The organism is Stappia sp. (genome assembly GCF_048268045.1).
Classification (GTDB): Bacteria; Pseudomonadota; Alphaproteobacteria; order Rhizobiales; family Stappiaceae; genus Stappia.
In genome coordinates this window covers 54,588-66,700 of sequence record NZ_JBLWWG010000005.1, presented here as the reverse complement: position 1 = coordinate 66,700, position 12,113 = coordinate 54,588, and the positions used below count along the sequence as shown (strand labels likewise).

Genomic DNA, 12,113 nt, shown 5'->3' with positions numbered 1-12,113 from the left:
GACGGGCGCCGCCCACCATGTCGAGGGAGGCGTTCAGGCATGTCCGCACCTTCTCACAAAACAATCCCCAGCCGAGATCCGGCAACACCGGTTGCACAGCCGAAGCATGCGCGAGCGCGCCCGAATCGAACGCAAACATATGTACATCGGGAATATGGCAGATTCCGCACTGCGGAAAAACGCGCACAATTTACAGGGTTGAGCTTGCGGCGTGACATTTCCCCCAGGCAACCTTGATCAACAAGACGCCGGAAAGGTTTTCACGGCCCAAAGCGACTTTCATTCAGTACCTATTGGCATCAAACGCCCGGCCGCATATTGCCTCAACGCCTTTCGATCACAACGCCGTCCAGTCTCAAGCTCTTCAAGCTGGCGGTTTTCCTCAGAACAACCTCAAACTGCCCAACCCTCTCGGCGACATCGAACCGGATCGGTTGGTTCCACCGCGAAACCTCCGACGAGAAAAGCACTTTCGCACCGGCATCGGCGGTCAGGGCCAAATGTGCATCCCCATCGCCATCGCCTTCAAACCGCAGAGTATACGCGCCGGCAGGCAGAGATATATACGGGCCAAAGAAAAGCGTCGGCTCCTCAAGGTCGCCACTACGCGCACCGTCGTAGAGCAGCTCTCCGCCGCGCTGGACAAGACGATGCTCACCAGACTCAAACACGGGGTGATACACAAACCCGTGCGGGCGGATACTAAAGGAATCAAGGGCGCGCGAGGCGTCTTCGTCGGGCGTCCGCGTCGCCAGAATATAGATATTTCCCGTCGGGATCTCTCCCTCGGGAACGACACGAAGCGCCCCATGTCCATCCAAGGCGCAGACGCCGAAACCAAGTTCACGCAGATAGCCGATGACGCTCCGCCCGTACTCCGTCACCTCGTCAGTGAACGTGTAATATTCCAGCAGAAGGCGAATGTTCGGCGAGCGCCGCAGCGTCTTTTCCATCCCCTTCAAGACGCCAAGCTCGTGCCCCTCGACATCGATCTTTACGAAATCGGGCTGCACGTCCGAGGGAAGATAGTCGTCAAGAGCCACAGACTTCACCCGCACGATCGTGTGGGTGTCCTCCGCATCATGCTCATTGCGAATATGGCCTCCCCCGAGTTGGGTTGGGTCATACGCAAACTCCAACTCGCCGCTACTCTCAGCAACGGCCAGGTTTTCCCACGTGTACTGAGGCAGCCAGATCAGGCGATTTGCCATGGCAGATTGCTTAAGATAGGCAAAGGTATGAGGATTGGCCTCAAAAGAATAAACCCGCCCTCTTGCACCGATTATCTCGCTTGCAACGATGGAATAAAGCCCGAAATTTGCCCCGATATCGAGAAATGTCCCGCCCGGCGATAAAAACCGCTTAAGCACCGAGAGTTCAGACGGCTCAACAGGATGTCCCTGAATATATATCAAGGACTCCCAGGAACGTGTATCTACGCATATGTAGCTATCCGTACCATGAAGCTTAGCCATCCCCATGGAGCGACCGAGATAATAATATTCATTTGCCATCGTAAACCTACAAACTCGAGTGTCAGCGCTTAGTAGCAATGATGCCAAAGCAGGTTACCGGAAACCCATCAGCAGTTAGCTTGATATGATTTGCACCATCTCGCCATGCGCCCCCCTGATCAAACCGCCAGTCATGGGCATAGGGTGCGACATCAATAAACTTGTCTAGTGCACCGTCACCTACATCAAAACAAAGCGGAGCAACATCGCACCCCTTCGCCTCCAAGCGGCGTGCCATTTCCTCAAAATGCTTTCTTTGAAATAGAACCGTACTCCAATTATCCATAGTCTCGACGTCATTCATGAAATTAAATTCAGTAGTATGAATGGAGACGCCACCGGGCTTCAGAACATCGACAGCGCTTTCAACAAAATCCATACCAGCTGCAATCGACCCCAAATGCTCAAAAGCACAAATCGACCAGCAAAAATCAAACCCACGCAGATCGGATGGAATATCCGTCATATCGACATACTTGAAGTCGACCAGCCGATTAAACGTTTCACGATCCAAGAATTCAGACTTGTATGCTTTTTCGAGGGTTGCGAGCTCATTAGTCGAAGCCCACCCAGCCGCACGCCGATCTGTCGGCTCCAAGTCTGTCACCGTGACATGACAACCTTTGGATGCCAAGTATGACGGAAGGGGTTCTTCACCACATCCGAAGCCCAGCCCTCTCTTGCCTTCGCCCATATTTCCAGTCTGCCAGACGAACTGGAGCACATAGGCGAGTTCCCACAGCTTCCGATGAAAGACATGAGCAACCCTCAACTCACTCGTCCAATGACGCGTCCAATCATCCGACAAATCAGCTTGCGTCGAGGGCTTTGACATCATGCTGACTTCAAATGGCCCACCCGAGGGTGCGGGAGGAAGGTTTTCTGCGAGAATCTTCGCCAATTCATAGCCGAAAAATTTTATATTGAATTTCATTGCGTTGAAATCGCGAAGCAACTCCATAAGGGGATTAAGATTAGGCTCCCCATCATCTCGTGTAAGCTTGAGAAGATCGCGCAACTGAGCTTCCAGCGAAAAATCCGCCTCCACTTCGACTCCTCCGTCGTCCTTTGAACTAGCTCCAGCTGAGCCATGCTTGCGGGATCGGAAAAACGGTGATGTTGCCATGCTATTGTATCCGTTTGGAGGTCGGAATCACCGTTTGATTTTTAGTCCAAACCATATTGCACCGCAAATTCAAACGAAGACAACGAGTCAATTAATGTATTAATTTTCAAAAAAGTAACACCAAATGAATTGGACGTTTAAATTTCAAATCTCCTACAATAAAATTCATGTTCATTTGTTGGAACTCATCACCGTCACCCATTTCTGCCCATCACAAAACAACTGCGAAATTGCAGTGCCATTATCAGAGAATGCGATAGCACCTGGGCCAATGGAGGCGGGGTCAGGAAGGGATTCAGCAGGATACACAGTGCAACGCATCGCTCCATCCACATGAAGCCGTGCGGTTGGTTCAAGCACCCCGATTCCCACAGCACCTGAAGCACCTACAATTAGTCTACTCGCCCCATTCCCATAGAGCACAAAAGGCTTCTCGTCGGTGGTGTCGATGAAGACCTGGGTCGTGGACACGCCGAACTGGGCGATTTCGTTGCCGGTGCGCAGTTGCAGGCGGCAGTCGCCGTCGCCGTTTGTGTCGGAGACCTCCAGCTCCGCGCCGGGTTCCGTGGTGCCGATGCCGACGTTTCCCGAGGCGCGGGCGACGGTCAGCGCCGGTGCCAGGCCGCCCCCGTCGCGGGCAACCCTGAGAGACAGGTTGTCGTCGCCGCAAAGGCCGATCTCGGCGCGCGCCGCATAGTCGGTCTGGAAAAGCAGCGCCGCCGTGTCGCCGGCCGCGCCCTTGCTCACCGTCAGCCGGTGCGAGCCCGTCTCGCCGACAAAGAGGCTGGCGGGCGCGCGCACGGCGAGACGGTTGACCGGATCGGCCTTGGCGTTGATGCCGAGGCGGGCGAGGTCGTCACGCCCGGCATCGGGCAGCTCGGCAAGGTCACGCCAGCCGGCAGCCCCGCGCAGCATCAGCACGCCACGGGCGCGGTCGAGGGCGCACCACCCCTCGGCGGGCGCAAGGAAGAGCCAGGCCCCGTCGCGCCTGAGAGCGATCTCGCCCTCATGTCCCGCCCAGGCGCCGGTCGCCGGCGCGGCGACCAGATAGCGCGCCGCCTCGCCCGCCTCCTCGGGAGCGGCGGCCAGATCCGACCGTTCCAGCGTCAGGAACAACAGCGCGTCGAGCGCCATCAACGCCTCGTTGTGGGTGACATGCTTTTGCGCCTGCGCGGCCTGGATGAGGGGGAGAGCGAGCAGCGGCGTTGCGGTTGCGGGATCGATGGACATGCGGTGGTCCTCTCTGTGCGAGGGGGAACGGGAGACACGGGCGGCGGACGGCCGGCGACGTGCGGTGCGGGCAAGTTTGGCCAACGGCGGTGCAATGCCCGGCGCAAACGAGTCTAGCATCGGGCCCGACAGCGGGGATTTCGCAGGCACCGGATGTGCTTTTGGGTTGCCTGCGAGGGCTCCCATCGGATAACCGGAAGGAAGCGCGCGGCGGCGGCGCCGAATCCTCGCCCGCAAGCCGCGACGCCGCGTTTCCGCCGAACTCAACCGCTACGGACCTGATGTCCGCGATCGCGCAGAAGGAGCTCGACGCCTCCGTGACAGATGCCACGCCCGCCGCCCAGGCCACTCTCGCGACGCTGGAGGAAACGCTCGAGCGGTTCTTCGGCGCGTTTCTGGATGAAACCAGCTACCGGGAATACCGGAACGCGGAGCGCATCATCGAGACGCTGAAGGCGCAGGGGCAGACCGTTTCCGGCGTTCCGCGCGTGCGACCGTCCGATTGCAGCCGCGCGCTCGCCGCGCTGGAAGCCGTGTTCGAGGCCTACAAGCCGCTGTTTCGCACCCGCGACCCAGGCCCGATCCACCGCTTCGAGGAACTGATCTCCGACTTCGCCACCTTCGTCGAGAAGCTGTATCCGGCGGAAGCGATCGGCGTGCGCATCCTTCATGCCGACGTCCATCTGATCATGGGCGATCCGGAGGGCGTGGAAGAGGCCATCGGCGGGCTGGCCGACCGGCCCTACCTGATCCAGGGCGGCTTCAACGACTACCGCCGCGTGGTCGAGATCCGTGGCAAGGCCATGCTCATGGACGGGCGCATCGGCGCGCGCGGCACCGACTATCTGGTGCACGGCCGCCGATTGATCCGCAACGGCAAGATGAAGGCCGTCGGCATCGCCCGCACCTTCGCCCCGTTCCTTGCCGCCGCCGATACCCCACCGGCGGCGGAAGGACTGTTCGCGCATCTGCTGGTGACCACCGCGCGCCGGCTGGTCAGTGCGCGCCGGCCGCGACGCGGGCTGGTGCAGCGCGTTCTCACACGCCTGAGGCGCGGAACGCTGGCGCTGCGCATGGCGGTGCTCTTCGATCTGCTGTCGCGCTTCGGCGACCTGCGCTGGCGCCAGCCCGCGACCGCGCCGACCGCGCCCAAAGCGGCGGAGGCCGGACTCTCGCGCCGCTATCTCGTCACCCGCGCGATGGGCGGGATCGGCGATCTGCTGATGATGACGCCCGGCCTGCGGGCGCTGGCGCTCAAGTCCGGCCAACCGGTCGATCTGGCGGTGCCGAAGGGGTTCTTCCCGATCTTCCTCGACAACCCGCATGTGCGCCTCATCGACATCAACGGCGCGCCGCTCGACACCCTTTCGTATCGCGGCTGGCGCAATCTGACGATCTGCCCGGCCGGACGCTACGAAAGCAGGACCAGGCCGCATGTGCGCAAGGGGCGGGTCGAGCTCTTCGCCCGGGGCATGGGCATTCGCAAGCGCCTGCTCACGCGCCACGGCTGGAACATCCAGATGGAGCTCGATGCTGACCAGCGCACCGCGCGCGACGCCTTCCTGGCGGAGCGCGGCATCGGCAGGCGGCCGGTCGTCGGCGTGCAGCCCTATTCGCGCGACAGCTACAAGGACCATCCGCGCATCGGCGAGCTGATCGTCAAGCTTGCAGAGGACCACGACGTCATCGTGCTGCACCACCTCGCCGACGGCATTCCGCAAGGCCCGGGCATCTGGTCCACGGCCGGCCAGTCGCTTGCCACCTCGCTGGCACTGGTGTCGCGGCTCGACGCGATGGTGAGCGTCGATTCCGCCTTCCTTCACGCCGCAGCCGCCTTCGACGTTCCCGTCGTCGCGCTCTTCGGGCCAACGGACGGGCGCACCTTCACCCGCCACCACAAGCACGCGACGGTGTTGTGGAAGCCGGAGGTCTATGGCTGCTCGCCGTGCTGGCGCAACGAGGATCTGCCCTGCATCCTCACCGGGCTCACCGGCATCAGCCCCTGCGTCAACGCCATCGGCATCGCGGAGATCCAGGCCGAGGTCAGCCGCCTGCTCGACAGCCACGGCCGGCGCTCCCTCGCCCCAAGCCCAGCGCCGACAGCATGAGCGGGGCGCTCCGGCGATGAGGCTGCTCCTCGACGTCACGCGGACGCTCGCCCACCTCTACCATCCCTCGCGCTCGGGCATCGACCGCGTCGAGGACGCGCTGGTGCGCCGGCTCGCCATGCCGGAGGCCGCCGGCCGCTGGAGCGACCTGCGCTATGTGGTGCTGACGCCGGGGCGGCAGATCTCGCTGTCGGGCGCGCAGTTCCACCGCATCCTCGCCCACCGCACGCGGATCGACGAACAGAGCGACCCGCGCCCCTGTTACCGCGCGCTCGTCGACTGGCTCGAAAGCGCGAACACGCTCACCCGCGAGCGCGCGGGTGCGGTCCGCTTCGAGGCCCCGCAGCCGCGCAGCACGCGGCTTCCCGCCTATTGGCAGATCCTCAAGGCGGCGGCACGCGCGTCCGAGGGGCTTGGGCCGCTCGCATCCGCCAACGACATGCCAACCGCCTATCTGCACGTCTCCCATATCCTGCTGGAGAAACGGCATCTGTTTCGCTGGCTGGAGCGAAGCAAGGTGCGCCCGGCGTTCTTCCTGCATGATCTGATCCCCGTCGACTTCCCGGAGTTTTGCGGCGCGGCCAGCACCGAGGAGCACAAGGCCCGCATCCGCGCGATCTCGGCGAGCGGCGAACTGCTGCTGGTGAATTCGAAGGCGACAGCGGAACGGCTCGCCCGGTTCCAGGCGGAGGAGCGGCTGGCGCGCCCGCCCGTCGCGGTGGTGCCGCTGCCCGGCGACATCGGTCCCGGGACGACCGCCCTGCCCCCGCCGGCCACCACGCGCCCCTATTTCCTCTGTGCCGGCACCATCGAGGGCCGCAAGAACATAGGCTTCCTGCTCAACCTCTGGCGCGGCCTGACCGAGCGCCTGCCCTCGACCATGGTTCCGCGCCTGGTGATCGCCGGGCGACGCGGCTGGGCGTGCGACGATGTCCTGGCCGCGCTCGACCGCAGCCGGGGTCTTTCGGGGCATGTGGCAGAGGCGAACGGCTTCACCGATGCGGAAATCGTGGCGCTGATGCGCGGCGCGGCCGGCGTTCTCGCCCCCTCGCTCGCCGAGGGCTTCGGCCTGGTGCCAGCGGAAGCAGCAGCCCTCGGCGTGCCGGTCGTCGCCTCCGACATCGCCGCACACCGGGAAGCGCTTGCAGGACGGGCGACGCTTCTCGACCCGACCGACGGGCGCGGCTGGCGCGACGAAATCCTGCGCCTTGCCGAAGATCCCGCCTCCGCCCGCCCGGCGCCGGCAGGCGCCCCTGGCCAGGGCTGGCTTTCCCACGCGGACCAGGTGCTCGACGCCGTGCGCGAGCGGCTCCAGCAGGCAGCGCGGGAACCGTGACGTGACCGGCCGCGCCCCTACCCCACCGCACAGCGCAGCGGTCCGCGTCGCCGCGAGGCTTGCGAAAGCTGCCGTCAAACGGGAGCCGGTCTTCTTCGCCGTTCCTGTCCGTGACCCGGCCTGCTCCGGCAAGGGCAATGTCGAGTTTCGGCCTCATGCGCGCGGCTTCGAGAGCGGCGCGCCTCTCCTTCATCACGCCACGCTCGCGCGCCGCCGCGCCATGGCCCGACAGACCTGAACCGGATCTCCCGCCATGTCCGCGCTTTTCGAGCTCAAGAAGTCGATCCAGAAGCACCTGCCGCGTCAGGCGCGCGACCGCCTGCAGGAGGCGATCTACTTCATTCTCTACAAGCTCTCGCCAGCGCGACGGCTCAACTTCTTCAACAGCGGCTATGCACCCGCTGCACCGGCAATCCTCGCCGAGCCACAGTTTGCCCGCGAGGCGTTGCAGGCGACGCTCTATCAGGTTGTCATCGACGAGATGACGCGGGATCTCGACGGCTCGCGCGCGGCAATGCTCGACATCGGCTGCGGACTCGGCGGCGGCATGCGGGTGGCCCGCATGCTTCACCCGCAATCGCGGATCACGGGCGTCGATGTCGACCGGGCGGCCGCGCGCGTCTGTCGCGACCGGTTCCGCGGCGATCCGGCGATTTCGGTGGTCAGCGGCGACGGACGACGCCTGCCGCTCGACGACGCGGCCTTTGACTTCGTCTTCAGCGTCGGTGCGGCGAGCTATATCCGCATGGAGGACTTCCTGCCCGAGGCGACCCGCGTGCTGCGCCCGGGCGGGCTGCTGACACTCTCGGTCGGCTATACGCGACAGGACTTCGAAGGCCAGAAGTCCTATGTCAGCGAACTGGCCGAAGGGGCGGGTCTCGCGCCGCTGCGCTTTCGCGACATCACAGCCCATGTGTTCGCCGCGATCGCCGAGGACGCACCCCGGCGCGCGGCGCTCATCTCGCGCGTACCGCCGCCGTTTCGCGGCTATGCGCGCGACTGGGCCGACATGCCCGGCACACAGCGCTTCAAAGAGTATGAAGACGGCGAACGCCTCGACTATGCCGCCGTCTTCCGCAAACTGTGAGATCCGCGCAGACCAATGTCCTCCCTAGAACGGGAGCGACAGTCTTGCCGTGACGCCCTGGTCGCTGGCGCTGGCGCCAAGCTCGCCGCGATAGCTGACGTCGACGCGCGCACCGGCTCCAAGCGCCACCCTGACACCGGCCTCGAGGGCCAGCGTATCCCGGTCGATGGGCGCGCCGGCGATGGAAAACGGTACCGATCCGGTCATCGCCATCGGTGTCGTCGTATCGACCCGGCCAAAGGCGTGACGCCAGCCGAGAGACCCGGTGAACGACGCCGGGGCCCCGATAACGGACGCAAGATCGACCTCGCCACGCAGGCCGAACGTCGAGACCCCTATCCCCTGCGAGGTCGAGCCCGCGGTCAAGGCGGCCGCACCGCCTGTTTCAGCGAAACCGTCGCTGCTCTGGTGTACCAGCGCAAGCCCGGCGAAGGGCTCGAGGCGAACCAGATCGCGCTCGATCCGGTAGCCGATCTCCGCGAACACCTGGGCAGTCGCCGCCGAATAGTCGGCGGAAAGCCGACCCGTGAAGGCACCAAAGGCCACGTCACGGCGGGTATCAATGTCATGCCAGGTATAGACCGCCCCCAGCCTCAGGCCGAGCGGGCCGAACTGCTGGCCGGCATAGACACCGGCCGAATAGCTGTCGACATCGGCTGAAGAGGCGCGCCCATCGACGGACGAAGCCGTATGCCCGTAGCCAGCGACAATGCCGGCCTGCCACCCGAAAGCCGTCTGCATGTCGGCGCCGACAAAAAAACCGCCTGTCGTGCGCTCGAGCGTGGCCGCATTGCCGTCGCCATCGTTGCGCCCCCACGCACCGAAAGCCTCGCCCCAGACGCGCGCGCCTCCATGCTCTCCAACGATCCCGTCCATCCCTCCATGGGTCGCGATCTGCGGCTGCCCTGAGGTCGCCACGCCGTCGAAGGCGGCGCGAATACGCGCATTCACCGCCCCGCGCACGAAAACGCTGTCGCGCGCCAGTGTGGTCTGTACGGAAGCGTGAACCTCTCCCGACATCTGGTCGAAGGCCGAGCGGACCTGTTCCAGGCTCAATCCCAGGATGGTGTCGTAGACCGGGCTGCCGATGCCGGTACTCTGGATCGCCGTGCCGGTGGCAATCTGGTTCCGGGTCTGGCCGACATCGGCGATGTCGATGTCGTTGCGCGACAGCGTCATGTAGACGTTGTTGGCGTCATAGGAGAGTTCCGCGTCCAGGAAGGCGAAACTGTCGGAGACGCCGCCGAACATGCCGACGCGCCCGGTATCGGCAGTGAGGATCGTGTATCGGGTGGCGGGCGAATAGGTCACACCGGTGTCCGTGCCGTTTTCCGGGCCGACCGTGACGCTGGCCCCGACATCGATCATGACATTACCGGTGGCGCGGACAATGTCGTTGTTGACGCCGGCGACGGCGCCTCCTCCCGTCACCTCGACCGCGTAGCTCGTGCCCGCGACAAAGCCGAGATCGCCGGCAATGTTCAGTGTGCCGATGGAATTGCCCGGGGAGACCCTCGCGCCGGATGCGAGCGTCACGTTGCTCAGCGTGCCGTTGCCGGCCAGCGTGCCTCCGGACAGGACGGAGATGGCCGCATCGAACACGCTGTCGACAGCCAGTGTACCGCCAGACACCGCGACCGTGCCGAGGAAGCCCGAATAGTCGCCGGTGAGCCGGGTGACGCCCGCTTCCTGAAGGATGACACCGGTGCCGGTGACGTTTGAGGAAAACCCGAAGGCCGTGCCCGTGTGATTGAAGACGATCTGTCCCGCACCGTCGCCGAAGGCGATGCTGTCGACGTTCAGCACTCCAGCCGCCGTCGCCGTCGCGCCGGAGGCGGAGCCGATGTTGAGAACACCCGCCGACCCAGCCTGCTGGGCGATCGTGACCGCTCCCGTGACATTGACCACACCGCCGTTCGCGACCGTCAGTTCACCCTTGCCGCCATTGCCGATCTTCAGGTTGATGGCGTTTGTCCAGCTGGAGCCGACGCCTGTGACTGTCACCGAGCCCTCCGCGCCCGCGCTGTAGCCGATTGTGCCGTTGGTGTTCTCGACGGCACCGCCGTTCGCGACGATCAGCGTGCCCTTGCCCAACGACCCTACCCGCAATGCACCGGTGTTGCGCAGCGTGGAGCCGGGACCGGTGATCGTGGCCACGCCGACGGCCCCCGTGCCCTCGCCGATGTAGCCATAGCTCAACTCCACCGTGCCGCCTTCGGCCACGGTAAGCGTGCCGTTTCCCGACCGGCCAACCCACAAGATGCTGTTGTTTTTCCAGAGCGAGCCGGCGCCGGAGACCGTAACCTCGCCAATGGAATCCTTCTCAAACCCGATGGTTCCGTAGCCGCTTTCGACCTTGCCGCCAGCCTGCACCTTCAGATCGCCGCGCCCCCGGTTTCCGACGATAAGGCCACCGGTGTTGGACCACGTCGACCCGTTGCCCGAAACGGTTGCCGTGCCGCTCGATCCGACGGCATAGCCGAGGAAGCCCTCTGTGTTGGCGACCTTGCCGCCTTCTTCCACGGACAGCGCGCCGCTGCCGCCCTGCCCCACGAAGAGATCGCCGTCATTGCTCCACAGCGACGATGCGCCGGTGACGGTGACCGTGCTGACGTCGGTTGCGAACGTGCCTATGACGCCGGTCTTGTTCTCCACCAGACCACCGTCGGACACGGTCATGGTGCCGGTACCGGAATATCCGACGCTGAGATCGCCGTTATTCTTCCAGTGCGCCCCCGGCCCGGTGACGGTGGCCGTTCCATGCGAGCCGGACATGAGGCCGAGCGTTCCGCTGGCGTTCTCGACTTTCGCTCCGGTCTCGACCAGCAGCGTGCCGCTGGCCGCAAGGCCGACATTGAGGGCACCGCTGATGGTCCAGCCGGCGTTTGTGCCCGACAGCTTCAGCGTCGCCTCCGCCCCGGTTGGCCCATCGATGTTTCCGCTCCCGCTCGTGAGCGTGCCGCTGCCTGCAATCGCCAGCGTACCTCCCGTCACCGTGACGGCGCCGCTGACCCCGCTCGTGCCAGTCAAGGTTGTCGTGCCCGACAGATGCAGGATACGGCTGCTGCCGGCGCCGGCGACCATATCGGCGGCAAACACACGATCCGTATCCGTGTGGTTGAAGACGATTGTGCCGACACCAGCTCCGAAGGTCACCGTGTCCACGTTCAGCGTGCCGGCCGCGACAGCCGTGTCACCCTCGGCCGCGCCAATGTTGAGCGTGCCGCTCGAGCCGGCATCCCTGGCGATGACCGTTGCGCCACCAGCCGTCACCACACCGCTGTCGGAGATGGTAAGGCTGCCCGCTCCCGATTTGCCGATGCTCAGGTCGCCCGTGCTGGAAAAGGTGGAGCCGTCGCCGGTGATCGTCACCGCCCCGTTGCCCGCAGGCAACTGGCCGATGCCAGCCGAGCTGCTTTCGACCGTGCCTCCCTGCTCGATCAAAAGCGTGCCAACCGCGCTCTCGCCGACCAGGAGGACGTCCGCCACCAAGGGATCGCCCAACGTGCCGCCCGTGAGCCCATTGACGGTCTCGTTGGAATTGATCGAAACGTCGGCCGCGCGCGCGCCACCCGGGGCAATGAGCCAGCCCCCGGCAAGCGCCGTGGTCGCCAGCATCGCCGCCGATGCGCTCCGCCAGCACGACGCTACCAGGCTGCGACCGGACCTTGCCGGATCGCACACGACAGGGGACGTATCTCGCAAAGACTTC

Annotated in this window: 7 protein-coding genes; 3 read left to right on the top strand and 4 right to left on the bottom strand. The window is 64.4% G+C overall.

Annotated features, from left to right (window positions below):
* Positions 1-323: 323 nt before the first annotated feature.
* The 3 genes from ACN0WF_RS09665 to ACN0WF_RS09655 form a co-directional block, all read right to left on the bottom strand.
* Positions 324-1,514 carry an FkbM family methyltransferase gene (locus tag ACN0WF_RS09665; protein WP_417281052.1) on the bottom strand — a complete coding sequence of 397 codons (1,191 nt, stop codon included), beginning with the start codon at positions 1,512-1,514 and terminating at the stop codon, positions 324-326.
* Positions 1,515-1,536: 22 nt separating this feature from the next.
* A complete protein-coding gene (locus ACN0WF_RS09660) occupies positions 1,537-2,640 on the bottom strand; it encodes an SAM-dependent methyltransferase (RefSeq protein ID WP_417281053.1) in 1,104 nt (367 codons plus the stop codon).
* Between the two features lie 171 nt (positions 2,641-2,811).
* Positions 2,812-3,870, bottom strand: coding sequence for a DUF2793 domain-containing protein (locus ACN0WF_RS09655; RefSeq protein ID WP_417772612.1), 1,059 nt, complete (start codon positions 3,868-3,870; stop codon positions 2,812-2,814).
* A 281-nt stretch (positions 3,871-4,151) separates the two neighbouring features.
* On the opposite strand from ACN0WF_RS09655, the gene ACN0WF_RS09650 reads away from it, so the two are divergent.
* From ACN0WF_RS09650 to ACN0WF_RS09640, 3 genes are all read left to right on the top strand, one after another.
* On the top strand, positions 4,152-5,978 hold the full coding sequence (locus tag ACN0WF_RS09650) for a glycosyltransferase family 9 protein (protein WP_417772611.1): 1,827 nt from the start codon (positions 4,152-4,154) through the stop codon (positions 5,976-5,978).
* A 16-nt stretch (positions 5,979-5,994) separates the two neighbouring features.
* Positions 5,995-7,314, top strand: a complete 1,320-nt coding sequence (locus tag ACN0WF_RS09645; RefSeq protein WP_417772610.1) for a glycosyltransferase family 4 protein — start codon at positions 5,995-5,997, stop codon at positions 7,312-7,314.
* A 253-nt stretch (positions 7,315-7,567) separates the two neighbouring features.
* A complete protein-coding gene (locus tag ACN0WF_RS09640; RefSeq protein WP_417772609.1) occupies positions 7,568-8,401 on the top strand; it encodes a class I SAM-dependent methyltransferase in 834 nt (277 codons plus the stop codon).
* Positions 8,402-8,425: 24 nt separating this feature from the next.
* Here ACN0WF_RS09640 and ACN0WF_RS09635 read toward each other — a convergent pair whose 3' ends face one another.
* A complete protein-coding gene (locus ACN0WF_RS09635) occupies positions 8,426-12,019 on the bottom strand; it encodes an autotransporter domain-containing protein (protein WP_417772608.1) in 3,594 nt (1,197 codons plus the stop codon).
* Positions 12,020-12,113 lie beyond the last annotated feature (94 nt).

Bases quoted from the DNA above. Each gene is read 5' to 3' on its own strand.
- ACN0WF_RS09665 (WP_417281052.1), bottom strand. From the start codon at position 1,514: ATGGCAAATGAATATTATTATCTCGGTCGCTCCATGGGGATGGCTAAG.
- ACN0WF_RS09660 (WP_417281053.1), bottom strand. From the start codon at position 2,640: ATGGCAACATCACCGTTTTTCCGATCCCGCAAGCATGGCTCAGCTGGA.
- ACN0WF_RS09655 (WP_417772612.1), bottom strand. From the start codon at position 3,870: ATGTCCATCGATCCCGCAACCGCAACGCCGCTGCTCGCTCTCCCCCTC.
- ACN0WF_RS09650 (WP_417772611.1), top strand. From the start codon at position 4,152: ATGTCCGCGATCGCGCAGAAGGAGCTCGACGCCTCCGTGACAGATGCC.
- ACN0WF_RS09645 (WP_417772610.1), top strand. From the start codon at position 5,995: ATGAGGCTGCTCCTCGACGTCACGCGGACGCTCGCCCACCTCTACCAT.
- ACN0WF_RS09640 (WP_417772609.1), top strand. From the start codon at position 7,568: ATGTCCGCGCTTTTCGAGCTCAAGAAGTCGATCCAGAAGCACCTGCCG.
- ACN0WF_RS09635 (WP_417772608.1), bottom strand. From the start codon at position 12,019: ATGCTGGCGACCACGGCGCTTGCCGGGGGCTGGCTCATTGCCCCGGGT.